Source organism: Streptomyces sp. NPDC048185 (assembly GCF_043202495.1).
Lineage (GTDB): Bacteria > Actinomycetota > Actinomycetes > Streptomycetales > Streptomycetaceae > Streptomyces.
The window spans coordinates 122,436-136,594 of the sequence record NZ_JBIDAN010000007.1 but is presented as its reverse complement, the minus strand read 5'-3'; the positions used below and the strand labels follow the sequence as shown (position 1 = coordinate 136,594).

10 protein-coding genes are annotated in these 14,159 nt (G+C 74.5%); 8 read left to right on the top strand and 2 right to left on the bottom strand.

What is annotated here, in order from left to right:
* The first annotated feature begins 12 nt into the window (after positions 1 to 12).
* The 5 genes from ACGF3H_RS21685 to sucD all read left to right on the top strand — a co-directional run bounded on the left by ACGF3H_RS21685 (position 13) and on the right by sucD (position 7,671).
* A complete protein-coding gene (locus tag ACGF3H_RS21685; protein ID WP_362489553.1) occupies positions 13 to 2,424 on the top strand; it encodes a DUF5682 family protein in 2,412 nt (803 codons plus the stop codon).
* Positions 2,421 to 3,590 (top strand): VWA domain-containing protein, encoded by a 1,170-nt coding sequence (locus ACGF3H_RS21680; protein ID WP_362489555.1) that lies wholly within the window; start codon positions 2,421 to 2,423, stop codon positions 3,588 to 3,590. Before ACGF3H_RS21685 ends, ACGF3H_RS21680 begins: the two co-directional genes overlap by 4 nt.
* Before the next feature lie 140 nt (positions 3,591 to 3,730).
* Positions 3,731 to 4,726 (top strand): hypothetical protein, encoded by a 996-nt coding sequence (locus ACGF3H_RS21675; protein ID WP_362489557.1) that lies wholly within the window; start codon positions 3,731 to 3,733, stop codon positions 4,724 to 4,726.
* 850 nt (positions 4,727 to 5,576) lie between these two features.
* The gene (gene sucC, locus ACGF3H_RS21670; protein ID WP_362489559.1) at positions 5,577 to 6,758 is read left to right on the top strand and encodes an ADP-forming succinate--CoA ligase subunit beta; all 1,182 of its coding nucleotides are present in this window, start codon (positions 5,577 to 5,579) and stop codon (positions 6,756 to 6,758) included.
* A 28-nt stretch (positions 6,759 to 6,786) separates the two neighbouring features.
* Complete coding sequence (gene sucD, locus ACGF3H_RS21665; RefSeq protein WP_189229063.1) at positions 6,787 to 7,671, top strand: succinate--CoA ligase subunit alpha; 885 nt, start codon at positions 6,787 to 6,789, stop codon at positions 7,669 to 7,671.
* Between the two features lie 136 nt (positions 7,672 to 7,807).
* Here sucD and ACGF3H_RS21660 read toward each other — a convergent pair whose 3' ends face one another.
* The gene (locus ACGF3H_RS21660; RefSeq protein WP_362489562.1) at positions 7,808 to 8,836 is read right to left on the bottom strand and encodes a helix-turn-helix domain-containing protein; all 1,029 of its coding nucleotides are present in this window, start codon (positions 8,834 to 8,836) and stop codon (positions 7,808 to 7,810) included.
* Positions 8,837 to 8,932: 96 nt separating this feature from the next.
* Here ACGF3H_RS21660 and ACGF3H_RS21655 point away from each other — a divergent pair, with 96 nt between their 5' ends.
* Positions 8,933 to 10,606 carry a DUF6350 family protein gene (locus tag ACGF3H_RS21655; RefSeq protein WP_362489564.1) on the top strand — a complete coding sequence of 558 codons (1,674 nt, stop codon included), beginning with the start codon at positions 8,933 to 8,935 and terminating at the stop codon, positions 10,604 to 10,606.
* 233 nt (positions 10,607 to 10,839) lie between these two features.
* Here the strand turns inward: ACGF3H_RS21655 and ACGF3H_RS21650 are convergent, their stop codons facing one another.
* Positions 10,840 to 11,628: a hypothetical protein gene (locus tag ACGF3H_RS21650; RefSeq protein ID WP_362489566.1), complete on the bottom strand. Its 789-nt coding sequence runs from the start codon at positions 11,626 to 11,628 to the stop codon at positions 10,840 to 10,842.
* 307 nt (positions 11,629 to 11,935) lie between these two features.
* Here ACGF3H_RS21650 and purN point away from each other — a divergent pair, with 307 nt between their 5' ends.
* Both purN and purH read left to right on the top strand, forming a co-directional pair.
* Complete coding sequence (gene purN / locus ACGF3H_RS21645) at positions 11,936 to 12,574, top strand: phosphoribosylglycinamide formyltransferase (protein WP_362489568.1); 639 nt, start codon at positions 11,936 to 11,938, stop codon at positions 12,572 to 12,574.
* Complete coding sequence (gene purH, locus ACGF3H_RS21640; protein ID WP_362489570.1) at positions 12,571 to 14,142, top strand: bifunctional phosphoribosylaminoimidazolecarboxamide formyltransferase/IMP cyclohydrolase; 1,572 nt, start codon at positions 12,571 to 12,573, stop codon at positions 14,140 to 14,142. Before purN ends, purH begins: the two co-directional genes overlap by 4 nt.
* The last annotated feature ends 17 nt before the right edge of the window (positions 14,143 to 14,159 follow it).

The window sequence follows — 14,159 nt, the reverse complement described above, 5'->3', positions numbered from 1 at the left end:
GAGGAGGACGGCGTGGCGGGCACTGAGGAAGCGGCCGGGTGGCAGCCCGGGGACGGGCCGCTGCTGCTCGGCGTGCGCCACCACGGGCCGGGGTCGGCACGTGCGGTCCGGGCGGCACTGGAGGCGGCTCGGCCGGGGGTCGTGCTGATCGAGGGCCCGCCCGAGGCCGACGCCCTCGTTCCGCTGGCCGCCGACGAGGACATGCGGCCGCCGGTCGCCCTGCTCGCCCACGCCGTGGACGAGCCCGGCCGCTCGGTGTTCTGGCCGTTCGCGGAGTTCTCCCCGGAGTGGGTGGCCGTCCGCTGGGCCCTGGAACACGACGTACCGGCCCGTTTCATCGACCTCCCGGCCACCCACACGCTGGCGTGGGAAGCCCCCGGGAGCCTGCCGCCGGACACCGGCCCGGACGAGGGGGAGCAGCGCCCGGAGCCAGGGCCGGCGGAGGGGACCGGCCCGGGGGAGGGGGGCGAGCCGGGCCCCGGATGCGACGTCCGGGCCGATCCGCTGGCCGTGCTCGCCGCGGCCGCCGGGCACGACGACCCGGAGCGGTGGTGGGAGGACGTCGTCGAGCACCGGGGCGCCGGGCAGGGGGACCCCTTCGCGCCGTTCACCGCACTGGAAGAGGCCATGGGGGCGCTGCGGGAGACGGAGCGGGACGCCGGGCACGACCGGGACCTCGTCCGGGAGGCGTACATGCGGTTGCAGGTGCGGGCCGCCCAGCGGGAGTTCGAGGCGGGCGTGGCCGTGGTGTGCGGGGCCTGGCACGTGCCGGCGCTGCGCCGCCGGGCCACCGTCGCCGCCGACCGTGCCCTGCTCAAGGGGCTGCCCAAGGTCAAGGCGGACATGACCTGGGTGCCGTGGACCCACCGCAGGCTGTCCCGGGCCGGCGGGTACGGGGCGGGCATCGACTCGCCCGGCTGGTACGGGCACCTGTTCAGCGCCCCGGACCTGCCCGTCGAACGCTGGCTGACCAAGGTGGCCGGACTGCTGCGGGAGGAGGGCCGGACGGTTTCCCCGGCGCACGTCATCGAGGCGGTACGGCTGGCCGAGACCCTCGCGGTGATGCGCGGCCGTCCGCTCCCCGGGCTGAGCGAGACGACGGACGCCGTGCGGGCGGTGATGTGCGAGGGCTCGGACGTGCCGCTGGCCCTGGTGCACGACCGGCTGGTCGTCGGGGACGCGCTGGGAGAGGTGCCGGCGGGGGCGCCCGCGGTGCCGTTGCAGCGTGACCTCGCCCGCGTCCAGCGACGGCTGCGGCTCAGGCCGGAGGCGCGGGAGCGGGAGCTGGAGCTCGACCTGCGCAAGGACACCGACGCCGGCCGCAGCAGGCTGCTGCACCGGCTGCGGCTGCTCGGCATCGGATGGGGCGAGCCGGCCGGCTCGCGGGGCAGCACGGGCACGTTCCGGGAGACCTGGCGGCTGCGCTGGGAGCCCGAACTGTCCGTGCGGGTGGCGGAGGCCGGGGTGTGGGGCACGACCGTGCTCGCCGCCGCGACCGCCAAGGCAGAGGCGGACGCGGTCACCGCCCGGGGGCTCGCCGAGGTCACGGCGCTCGCCGAGCGCTGCCTGCCGGCCGGGCTGCCGGACGCGCTCCCCACGGTGATGCGGGTCCTCACCGACCGGGCGGCGCTCGACACGGACGTCGGCCACCTCGCCCAGGCCCTGCCCGCCCTCGTCCGCGCACTGCGCTACGGCGACGTGCGCGGCACCGACACCCGCGCGCTGGCCGAGGTCGCCGCGGGGCTCGCCGAGCGGGTCTTCGTCGGTCTCCCCACGGCCTGTGCCGCGCTGGACGCCGACGCCGCCGAGGAGATGCGGCGTCACGTGGACGCCGTGCACGGGGCGGTGGGCCTCCTCGGCGACGACCCCGCCCCCGGCCACGCCGACCTGCGACCCCGCTGGCAGGCGGTGCTGCGGGCGCTGTCCGCGCGGGACACCGTGGCCGGCGTCGTCCGGGGCCGCGCGGTGAGGCTCCTGCTGGACGACGGCGCGCTCGCGCCGGAGGAGACGGCACGGCGCATGGCGCTGGTGCTCTCACCGGGCACCCCGCCGGCGGACGCGGCGGCCTGGATCGGGGGCTTCGTCGGAGGCGGCTCGGGGGGAGGGATGCTCCTCGTCCACGACGAGCGGCTGCTCGCGCTGGTCGACGCCTGGCTGACCGGCGTACCGGCGGACGCGTTCACGGACGTCCTGCCGCTGCTGCGACGCACCTTCTCCGGCTACGAACCGGGGGTGCGCCGCACCCTCGGCGAGCTGGTCCGGCGTAGGCCGGAAGGGCGGGGGGACGTGACCACGGCCGGCGCGGCCGTACCCGGCTTCGCCGCCGGGCTCGACACCGGGCGCGCGGACGCCGTGCTGCCGGTGGTCCGTCTCCTGCTCGGCCTGGACACGGAGAACGACGACCTCGTGGGGGTGGACGCATGACGACGGAGCACCCGGAGACGGACCCGGCGGGGGAGCGGCTGCGGCGGTGGCGGCTCGTGCTCGGCGGCGACACGGCCGACGGCACCGGATGCGCGCTGTCCGGACGCGACGCCGCGATGGACGGGGCACTCACCGCGCTCTACGGGAACAACGGCAGACCGGGGGCGCGGCGGGACCGCGCGGCGGGGCTGGGGGCCTCCGCCCCGTCCGTGGCGCGCTGGCTGGGGGACGTACGTACCTGGTTCCCGCCGTCCGTGGTGCAGGTCATGCAGCGGGACGCCATCGACCGGCTGGGACTCGCCTCCCTGCTGCTGGAGCCGGAGATGCTCGAGGCGGTGGAGGCCGACGTCCACCTCGTCGGCACGCTGCTGTCCCTGGGCAAGGCGATGCCGGAGACGACGAAGGAGACGGCGCGGGCCGTCGTCCGCAAGGTCGTCGAGGACCTGGAGAAGCGGCTCGCCGGCCGGACCCGGGCCACCCTCACCGGTGCCCTCGACCGCAGCGCGCGCATCGGCCGGCCCCGCCACCACGACATCGACTGGAACCGCACCGTCGCGGCCAACCTCAAGCACTACCTGCCCGAGTACCGGACCGTGGTGCCGGAGCGGCTCGTCGGCTACGCGCGGGCGTCGCGGTCGGTGAAGAAGGAGGTCATCCTCTGCATCGACCAGTCGGGGTCGATGGCGGCATCCGTCGTCCACGCCTCCGTGTTCGGTGCGGTGCTGGCCTCGATGCGGTCGATCGACACCCGGCTGGTCGTCTTCGACACGTCGGTCGTCGACCTCACCGACCAGCTCGACGATCCGGTGGACGTGCTCTTCGGCGTGCAGCTCGGCGGCGGGACGGACATCAACCGGGCACTGGCCTACTGCCAGTCGCAGATCACCCGGCCCTCGGAGACGGTGGTCGTGCTGATCAGCGACCTGTACGAGGGGGGCATACGGAACGAGATGCTCAAGCGGGTCGCGGCGATGAAGGCGGCCGGGGTGCAGTTCGTGACGCTGCTGGCCCTGTCCGACGAGGGGGCGCCCGCCTACGACCGGGAGCACGCGGCGGCGCTCGCCGCGCTGGACACGCCGGCGTTCGCCTGCACGCCGGACCTCTTCCCGGAGGTGATGGCGGCGGCGATCGAGCGGCGGCCGCTGCCGGTACCCGACGAGGGATGACGATGTGTCGACGTACGGCGGCCCGTTTCCGGGCGGCAAAGCGGACATGACTACCCATCGGTAACGGAGGGCTTGCGCAACCCTCCGAGTCCCGTGCGAGGATCGCGCGTCTGTTCGCCGTGCAGGAGGAAGCCCCCGTGATGTCGTCAGCAGCCCTCCCCGGTGCCGCCCTGCGCGTGATGCGCACGGCGGCCGGGTGGCGTGCGCTGCGTCTGGCGCTGCTGGTGGGTGGCTTGTTCGTGCTCGGCGCGGTCTGCGGGGAGCGGGCGCAGGCGGCCGAGGGAGCGCCGTCGGTGCCGGAAGCCGTGGGCAGGGTGCTGGACGTCCTTCCGGCGGAGCGTGCGCAGGCGTCCCCGGCCGGCGGGACGCCTCCCGCCGCACCGGCCTCCCGGCCCGGCCGGGCCGCCGGTCCGACGGTGGCGGGCGACCTCCGCCCGGTGACCGGTCTCGTCGTCCGCACCGTGACGGACCAGGTCGTGCGGCCGGTCGGTGACGTGGTGGGAGCGGTGACCGAGGAGCTCGGGGCGGCCGCGCGGGTGGCGGTGCCGCCGCTGGAGGCGCTGCCGAAGCCACCGTCGGAGCCCTCGCTGCCCGCGCTCCCCTCGCCGCCGCCGCCGTCGTCGACGCCGCCGGACGTCTCCGGCCTGCCCGGCCTGCCCGACCGGCCCGGCCTGTCCGAGTTGCCTGGCCGGCCGGTTCCGCCCGCCCGGGACGCGGGCCCCGCCACCGCGCCGCCGACCGCTCCGGACGTCCACGCCGCCGAGGCCGACAGCGACGACGGCGCGGCTGCCTCCGCCGGCGCCGCGGCCGGCGGTCCGGCAGACGTGCCGGCCGTCGCGTACGGGCCGGCGCTCGACGGGGACGGCGGGGCGCGCTTCACGGCGCACGACGACGCCCGGGGTGTCACGTCCGGTCCCCCCGTCCCCGCACCGGCCCACCGGGCGCCCGCCGGTGGGGCCGACGGAGCGCTGGGCGCCGGCACGGGTGCCGACGGCGGCATGACGCGCCACGGCGACGTCCACGCGCTCGCCCCGCACCACCCGGCACCGGTCCGGCTCGTGCCCGGCGCCGTCGCACACGCCGACGCGCCCGAGCCCCGCGAGCCGTACCGGGACGTTCCCGTCTCTCCGGCCTAGGACAGGCGCCCTCCGCACCGGCGCGGGGCCCCTGCACAGCGCGACCGGCCTCGGCCGGCGAGTGACGTCGCTGCTGGGGGCCGGGCGACGTGGCCCGGCACCGGCCGGGTGCCGCCACACCCACCCGTGCCGCCCCCGGGGGACCTCCCAGGCCGTTCAGGCACTGGGGGAGGCACGACTCCCGCGGTGACGCGCCCCTGCCGCGTACCTGCCGCACGCATCGAGCCCTTCGGCCACGACGCCGGCGCGCACCGGACGCGTGCCCCGCACAGCCCCTGACCGACCCCGCACCGCCTCGCGCCCCGGCCTGCGAGCGGACGCCCACGAGCCCTCGGCGGCGTGGCGCGGACCGCAGGTGACCGCAGGGCGCAGGGGCAGACGAGAGACTCCGCGGGGACCGAGGCCACGGACGGACGGCCGAAAGCCGTCGGCCCCCGTCCGGCCGAGGCCCGCGGACGGGGCCGGCCGGTCCCCATGGGGGTGGGGATCAGCCGGCCGCACTCCGCAGGACCGCAACCCGTGCGGCCGCTGCGGAGGAGCACCACGGACCTCACCGGGTCAACCCCAACCCGGTGAGGTCCCTCACTCCCGGCCCCGCCCGGCGTCGCCTCACGCCCTCACTCCCGGCACCGCGTGCCAGTGAGGGCGGCATCATGTGACAGGTATCACCGCTCAGGTGTGACCCTCGATTTAGGGACCCCCCGCATGCGGCGATAACCTGCGAGACGGACATGCCGCGCGCTCGGTCACCGTGTGCGCCCCCCTTGTGACACAGCGGACGTCACGTTGCCCTTCGCGGCACGCCCACGCATCCAACGAACCGCGAGATCACTGATAGGGACGGAAGCGCGTGGACCTGTTCGAGTACCAGGCGAGGGACCTCTTCGCCAAGCACGATGTACCGGTGCTGGCCGGTGAAGTCATCGACACGCCTGAGGCGGCGCGCGAGATCACCGAGCGTCTGGGCGGCAAGTCCGTCGTCAAGGCTCAGGTGAAGGTCGGTGGCCGCGGCAAGGCCGGTGGCGTGAAGCTCGCCGCCACCCCGGACGAGGCCGTCGCCCGCGCGACGGACATCCTCGGCATGGACATCAAGGGCCACACGGTCCACAAGGTGATGATCGCCGAGACCGCTCCGGAGATCGTCGAGGAGTACTACGTCTCCTTCCTCCTCGACCGTGCCAACCGCACGTTCCTCTCCATCGCGTCCGTCGAGGGCGGCATGGAGATCGAGGAGGTGGCCGCCACCCGTCCGGAGGCCGTCGCCAAGACCCCGATCGACGCCATCGACGGTGTGACGCCGGAGAAGGCGCGCGAGATCGTCGAGGCCGCGAAGTTCCCGGCCGAGGTCGCCGACAAGGTCGTCAACGTCCTGGTCAAGCTGTGGGACACCTTCATCAAGGAGGACGCCCTCCTGGTCGAGGTCAACCCGCTGGCCAAGGTCGCCTCGGGCGAGGTCCTCGCCCTGGACGGCAAGGTGTCGCTCGACGACAACGCCGAGTTCCGTCACCCCGACTTCGAGGCCCTCCACGACAAGGCCGCGGCCAACCCGCTCGAGGCCGCCGCCAAGGAGAAGAACCTCAACTACGTCAAGCTCGACGGCGAGGTCGGCATCATCGGCAACGGCGCGGGTCTCGTCATGAGCACCCTGGACGTCGTCGCGTACGCCGGTGAGGCGCACGGCAACGTCAAGCCCGCCAACTTCCTGGACATCGGTGGCGGTGCCTCCGCCCAGGTCATGGCGAACGGCCTGGAGATCATCCTCGGCGACCCGGACGTCAAGTCCGTCTTCGTCAACGTCTTCGGCGGCATCACCGCCTGCGACGAGGTCGCCAACGGCATCGTCCAGGCGCTGAAGCTCCTGGAGGACCGCGGCGAGAACGTCTCCAAGCCGCTCGTCGTCCGTCTCGACGGCAACAACGCCGAGCTGGGCCGGCAGATCCTCACCGACGCCAACCACCCGCTGGTCCAGCGCGTCGACACCATGGACGGCGCGGCCGACAAGGCCGCCGAGCTGGCCCACGCCGCCAAGTAAGCACTCAGGACGAGGACACCAACACACCATGGCTATCTGGCTCAACAAGGACAGCAAGGTCATCGTCCAGGGCATGACCGGCGCCACCGGCATGAAGCACACCAAGCTCATGCTCGGCGACGGCACCAACGTCGTGGGCGGCGTCAACCCGCGCAAGGCGGGTCAGTCCGTGGACTTCGACGGCACCGAGGTACCGGTCTTCGGCACCGTCAAGGAGGCCATCGAGAAGACCGGCGCCAACGTCTCCGTCATCTTCGTGCCGGAGAAGTTCACGAAGGACGCGGTCGTCGAGGCCATCGACGCCGAGATCCCGCTGGCCGTCGTGATCACCGAGGGCATCGCCGTGCACGACTCGGCGTCGTTCTGGGCGTACGCCGGCAAGAAGGGCAACAAGACCCGGATCATCGGCCCGAACTGCCCCGGCATCATCACCCCGGGTCAGTCCAACGTCGGCATCATCCCGGGCGACATCACCAAGCCGGGCCGCATCGGCCTGGTCTCGAAGTCCGGCACGCTGACGTACCAGATGATGTACGAGCTGCGTGACATCGGCTTCTCGACCGCCGTCGGCATCGGTGGCGACCCGATCATCGGCACCACGCACATCGACGCGCTCGCCGCGTTCGAGGCCGACCCCGAGACCGACCTGATCGTGATGATCGGCGAGATCGGCGGCGACGCCGAGGAGCGGGCCGCGGACTTCATCGCGAAGAACGTGACCAAGCCGGTCGTCGGCTACGTCGCGGGCTTCACCGCGCCCGAGGGCAAGACCATGGGCCACGCCGGCGCCATCGTCTCCGGTTCCTCCGGCACCGCGCAGGCCAAGAAGGAGGCCCTCGAGGCCGCCGGCGTCAAGGTCGGCAAGACGCCGACCGAGACGGCGAAGCTCGCCCGCGAGATCCTGGCCGGCTGATCCGGCTGATCCGGCTGATCCGGCCGTTCCGGCTGATCCGGCTGATCGGCCGGATCGGCTGAGCACGTCGCAACACACGAGTGGGCCCGCTCCCCGTACGGGGGCGGGCCCACTCAGCGTTCCGGTAGGAGGCCCGCTACCCGGTTCCGGGCACCAGCCTCTCCGGGCCGTCCTGCAACTCGTCGCGCAGCTTCTGCCGCAGCTCCAGCTCCTCGTCCGACAGCGCGCCCGGCGCCGCCCTGACCGGTACGCCGCCCACCGCCTCGCCCGGCGGAACGGGCGGCTCGTACTGGGTCGGGGCCGTGCGCAATGTCAGGGCCGTGGTGCCGATCAGAGCGACCGTGAAGGCGATCGCGGCCCGCGTCCGGAACCGCGCCCGGCGTTCGCTGCCCGCCCGCACCGTCGGCGGCCGGGACGCCCGCAGCCGCTCGGTGGACGCCAGCTCGGCCAGCCGCCGGTGCAGCACCTCGGGATCGCCGAGCTCGGGCAGCCGGTCGGCGACGGCCTCGCGGGCGCGCATCAGCCGGCCTGCCGCCGCCGGGGTGCTCGCCTCCGTCTCCGCTGCCGTCTCGGGCAGGTCGAGGCCGACGCCGTCGTACAGCACGAGCGTGCGGCGGTGCGGCGGGGGGAGTCTCAGCAGGGCCTTCAGCAGGGTGCGGCCGGCGGGGTCGGCGGGCGGCGGTTCCGGCTGCCGGTGGCGCCGCCGGAAACGGTGCCACGGCGAGAGGGCGTACTCGTACGCCGTCGCGCGCACCCAGCCCACCGGGTCCCGGTCGCGGGCCACCTCGGGCCAGTGCTCCCAGGCGAGCTGGAAGGCCCGCTCCACCGACTCGCGCGCCAGCTCGCGGCGGCCCGTCAGCAGGTACGTCTGGCGTACGAGGGCGGGGGCGCCGAACTCGTACAGCGCGTCGAACGCCTGAGCGGGCGTCAATGCGGGCGGCCGTGCCGTCCTCGCCGGCGATTCCTCGGCCAGGGTGCTCAGCAGCTTCGCGTACGCGTCCCGTCTCCTGCCGCGCGGGATCTCGCGGCCGCTCTCCCACGCACCGACCGTCTTGCGCGTGACGCCCACCCGCGCGGCGAGCTGATCCTGCGTCAGCGCGGCGCTCTCGCGCAGGCGTCGTCTCACCTCCGGAGGAGGCAGCGGGGGTGCGGGGCTCCGTTTCACAGGACACCCCTCCGTACGAAAAAGTACATAAACGTATATTGAGCGACACAACGGTGCTTCGCTTGTTACGCCGCGAAAGCGCGTGTCGTTGGGAGCATGGCGGGCGTGATCCAGACGACCGCTCGCCGAGCCCCGTTGTCCCTGCTCCGCGCCCGGTGGCACGACCGCGCGCCAGGTATGGCCGCCGGCCTCCTGGGCGGGGTGTTCGCCGCGGGCCTGGGGCTGGCCGCGATCGCCGTGCTCGTGACCGTGCTGTGGATCAGCTCGCCGTACCCCGTCCGCGGGCCCGGCGACGCCCTGCACGTCGCCGCCGCGCTGTGGGTGCTGGCGCACGGGGCCGAACTGATCCGCACCGACACCCTCTCCGGCGTGCCCGCACCCATGGGCGTCACTCCACTGCTGCTGCTCGTGCCGCCCGTATGGCTGGTGCACCGGGCGGCCCGGGACGCCACGGACCCGGGGGACGGCGTGGGGGTGGCCGTGGGGGCGGGCGCCAGGGCGGGGGTCGGCGTACGCGTGGGCGGCGCCGGGGGCCGGGGCGACGGGCCGCACCCCCTCTCCGCGCGTCTCGCCTGGGCGGGGGTCGTCGTCGGCTACCTCGCCGTCGCCGCGCCCGCCGTGCTGTACGCGGCGGGCGGCGAACTGCGGCCCGCCCTGGGCCGGACCGCGGTGTGCCTGCCGCTGGTCACCATGGCGGCGGCGGGCGCGGGCGCGTGGACTGCGTTCGGGCGCCCCGGCGGGCCGGTGGGACGGGCGCTGCGCGCGCTGCCCCGGAACCTGCGGGAGCTGCTCGTCCTGCCCGACGCACGCCTGGGCGCCGCGTCGCGCGCCGCGGCCGCGGGGGTGACGGTGCTCGTCGGGGGCGGGGCGCTGCTGCTCGCGATCTCGCTGGTGTGGCACGGCGGCACCGCACGCGAGTCCTTCCTGCGCCTGAGCGAGGGGTGGTCGGGGCAGTTCGCCGTGCTGCTGCTCTGTCTGACGCTGCTGCCGAACGGGGCCGTATGGGCGGCGGTGTACGGCCTCGGGCCGGGCTTCGTGCTCGGCGCAGGGCAGGTGACGGGGCCCATGTCCTCCGCCGCCGCTCCGCTGCTGCCGCCGTTCCCGCTGCTGGCGGCGGTGCCGGAGGCGGGGGCCGGTACGCCGCTGCACTGGGCGGTTGGGGTGGTGCCCCTGGCCGCGGGGGTGGCGGTGGGGTGGTTCACGGCGCGGGTCGCCGCGGTGGGCGGCGGGGCGGTGGGGTTCGCCACGACGCAGTTCGTCACGGTGGGGCCCGCCACGGTGGGGTCCGCCACGACGGGGGTGCGGCGGGCGGCGGCCGGGGAGCGGGGCGGGGGTGCGGGCGAGCCGTGGACCGTGCGGCGGACCGTGGCCGCGGCGTGGGTGGCCGCGCTGTTGTGCGGGGGGATGGTCGCCGTGCTGGCCGCGTGGGCCGGCGGGCCGCTGGGGAATGCGGGGCTGGCGCGGTTCGGGCCGGTGTGGTGGGAGGCCGGGGGAGCGATGGTGGCGTGGGTGGCCGTGGTGGGGGGCCCGGTGGCTGTGGTGGGGCGGTGGTGGCTCCGGCGGGGGGTCGGGGGCCGGGGTGGGGGCGGGGCCTTCGGCTTTGTCGAGCGGGTGTGGGGCTGGGTGCGGGTGGGGGTGCGGGTGCGGGTGCTGCCGGTGCGGGCGGTGGGGAAGTGGTGGGGGCGTGGTGCGGTGCGGTCGTCCGGGGGTGGGGAGGCGTACGACCTGCTGCCCGTCGACTCGTCGGGGGAGGCGCGCCGGGCGCCCTGACTGGGGCGGGGCGCCGCGTCCGTCCGCAGGGCTTCTTTCGCCCCCGCCGCCCCTTCCCGTCCCGTCCCCGGGGGCTGCGCCCCCGGACCCCCCCTTTCGGCCTGAACGGCCTCGTCCTCAAACGCCGGACGGGCTGGTGGGGGCCTCCTCCTCAAACGCCGGACGGGCTGGTGGGGGCCTCGTCGTCGTGCGCCGGACGGCCGTGGGGGCCTCGGGCTGGGGTGTCGGTCGGGTCAGTCTTCTGTGGTCAGGACGTCGCGCAGGTGTTCCGGGAGCAGCTTGCTGCAGGTCTGTTTCGCCTCGCTCGTCAAGGCGTCGTTCTGGCAGGTGTAGTAGTCGCTGTAGACCAGCTGCGCCGTGAAGGACGCGGCGACGAAGAGGACGGCCAGGGAGGACGTGACCAGGCCGCTGATCGCGGCGGTCCGCTGGGGCCGGGTGTCCTGCGGGGCGGCCGGCGCCGGGTTGTCCGGGTCGGTGGCGGCGCGGGGCTTGGCGCGCAGGGAGCTGATGCCCCAGTACAGGGCGAGGGCGCCGAGCAGCAGGGCCAGGTAGGACCAGCTGAAGAGCGCGAAGAACAGGGCCCACATGCCGCACAGCAGGGCGTAGCGGGCGCGTCGCTGGGCGGGGTCCGTCGGGTCCCAGCGCGGGCCCCCGCCGCCGCCCTGGCCCTCGGGGCCGGAGCTGCCGGGACGCTCGCCGAAGCCGCCGGAGGAGCGGCCGGGCTGGCGGTCGCTCCACTGCCGGCCCCACGGCGAGTGCCCGCCGTCGTCCTGCGGGCCCTGCGGGCCGTCGCCGCCCGAGGGGTGCCGGGGCTGCCAGGGGCGGTCCGGCGAACCTTCCGGGGGCGGGGCGAACGGGTTGTCGTCCTGGGGAGTGCCGCCGCCCTGCTCGTCGCCGTTCTTCCGGTCCGAGGAGGCGTCGGGCGGCGTGGATGGACGTTCCCGCAGCAACACGGCGCTGCGCTGGTCTGGCTGCGCCGACTGCTGGGGGAGCGTGAGCAGTCGCAGGCTGCGGTCCGGCATCAAGTGAGCGTCTTCCCCTTGGCGATAACGAACTGGCGACAACGGCGTGGAGGGCATGAACGGGGCGGCACGACTGGTGAACGCGTGGCACACAGGTCCCGTTCCCGGTCCGGTTCCCCGCAGACGCTACCTGTCGGCCGTGCCCCCGTCCCGAGGGGGCCGTCCGGTGTGCCGGTATCGTTGCTGACGGTCGGCCGCTTCGTAGACTTCCCCGTATCCCGGGACGCGAAGCATTCGTAGGACCGTACAAACCGGCGAATGCGGGGGCCGACCGCACAGACCCGCTCCCCCGAGAAAGGCCCCCATCGTGGCCGCCAAGCCCGTGGACCGGCGAGCCAAGCGCCTCGTCGTGCTGGTCTCCGGATCCGGCACCAACCTGCAGGCGCTCCTCGACGAGATCGCCGCCACCGGCGTCGAGGCCTACGGAGCCGAGATCGTGGCCGTCGGCGCCGACCGCGACGGCATCGAGGGCCTCGCGCGTGCCGAGCGCGCCGGACTGCCGACCTTCGTGTGCAAGGTCAAGGACCACGGAACGCGGGAGGAGTGGGACGCGGCGCTCGCCGAGGCCGTCGCCGCCCACGAGCCGGACCTCGTCGTCTCGGCCGGGTTCATGAAGATCGTGGGGAAGGAGTTCCTCGCGCGGTTCGGCGGGCGGTTCGTCAACACCCACCCCGCCCTCCTCCCCAGCTTCCCGGGAGCCCACGGCGTGCGGGACGCGCTCGCGTACGGCGCCAGGGTCACCGGCTGCACCGTCCACTTCGTCGACGACGGCGTCGACACCGGGCCGATCATCGCGCAGGGCGTGGTGGAGATCCGGGACGAGGACGACGAGAGCGCTCTGCACGAGCGCATCAAGGAAGTCGAGCGAAGGCTGCTCGTCGATGTCGTGGGGCGGCTCGCCCGCAACGGCTATCGCATTGAGGGACGAAAGGTAGTTATCCAGTGACCGCCACCGCCGAGAGCAACAAGCGGGCCATCCGTCGCGCGCTCGTCAGCGTCTACGACAAGACCGGGCTCGAGGAACTCGCCCGCGGGCTCCACGAGGCCGGCGTCGAACTCGTCTCCACCGGGTCAACCGCCGGCCGGATCGCCGCCGCCGGTGTCCCCGTCACCAAGGTCGAGGACCTGACCGGCTTCCCCGAGTGCCTGGACGGCCGGGTCAAGACGCTGCACCCGAAGGTGCACGCCGGCATCCTCGCCGACCTGCGCCTGGACAGCCACCGCCGGCAGCTCGACGAGCTGGGTGTGGCCCCGTTCGACCTGGTCGTGGTGAACCTGTACCCGTTCCGCGAGACCGTCGCCTCGGGCGCCTCCCCCGACGAGTGCGTCGAGCAGATCGACATCGGCGGCCCGTCCATGGTGCGCGCCGCCGCCAAGAACCACCCGTCCGTCGCCGTCGTCACCAGCCCCGCCCGGTACGGCGACGTGCTCTCCGCGGTCAAGGACGGCGGCTTCGACCTCGCCGCCCGCAAGCGCCTGGCCGCCGAGGCGTTCCAGCACACCGCCGCGTACGACGTGGCCGTCGCCTCCTGGTTCGCCGCGGAGTACGCCCCCGTCGACGAGTCCCGCTTCCCGGACTTCCTCGGCGCCACCTACGAGCGCGCCCACACCCTGCGCTACGGCGAGAACCCGCACCAGCCGGCCGCGCTCTACACCTCCCCCGAGGGCGGCGGCCTGGCGCAGGCCGAGCAGCTCCACGGCAAGGAGATGTCGTACAACAACTACACCGACACGGACGCCGCCCGCCGTGCCGCGTACGACCACGACGAGCCCTGCGTCGCGATCATCAAGCACGCCAACCCGTGCGGCATCGCCGTCGGCGCGGACGTCGCCGAGGCGCACCGCAAGGCGCACGCCTGTGACCCGCTGTCCGCGTTCGGCGGCGTGATCGCGGTCAACCGCCCGGTCTCCAAGGAGATGGCCGAGCAGGTCGCCGAGATCTTCACCGAGGTCATCGTCGCGCCGGGCTACGAGGACGGCGCCCTCGAGGCCCTCACCAAGAAGAAGAACATCCGCGTGCTGCGCGCCCCCGAGGCCCCGGCCGCCCCGGTCGAGGTCAAGCCCATCGACGGCGGCGCGCTCCTCCAGGTCACCGACCGCCTCCAGGCCGAGGGGGACGACCCGGCCACCTGGACCCTCGCGACCGGCGAGGCGCTCTCCGAGGCGGAGCTGGCCGAGCTGGCCTTCGCCTGGAAGGCGTGCCGGGCGGTCAAGTCCAACGCGATCCTCCTCGCCAAGGACGGCGCCTCCGTCGGCGTCGGCATGGGCCAGGTCAACCGCGTCGACTCCGCGAAGCTCGCGGTCGAGCGCGCGGGCGCCGAGCGCGCGCAGGGCGCGTACGCCGCCTCCGACGCCTTCTTCCCCTTCCCGGACGGTCTGGAGATCCTCACCGCGGCCGGTGTGAAGGCCGTGGTCCAGCCCGGCGGCTCGGTCCGCGACGAACTGGTCGTCGAGGCCGCGAAGAAGGCCGGCGTGACGATGTACTTCACCGGAACGCGGCACTTCTTCCACTGATCCGTCCGGGCACTGCC

Bases quoted from the DNA above. Each gene is read 5' to 3' on its own strand.
- ACGF3H_RS21680 (WP_362489555.1), top strand. From the start codon at position 2,421: ATGACGACGGAGCACCCGGAGACGGACCCGGCGGGGGAGCGGCTGCGG.
- ACGF3H_RS21650 (WP_362489566.1), bottom strand. From the start codon at position 11,628: ATGCCGGACCGCAGCCTGCGACTGCTCACGCTCCCCCAGCAGTCGGCG.
- sucD (WP_189229063.1), top strand. From the start codon at position 6,787: ATGGCTATCTGGCTCAACAAGGACAGCAAGGTCATCGTCCAGGGCATG.
- ACGF3H_RS21655 (WP_362489564.1), top strand. From the start codon at position 8,933: ATGGCGGGCGTGATCCAGACGACCGCTCGCCGAGCCCCGTTGTCCCTG.
- ACGF3H_RS21675 (WP_362489557.1), top strand. From the start codon at position 3,731: ATGTCGTCAGCAGCCCTCCCCGGTGCCGCCCTGCGCGTGATGCGCACG.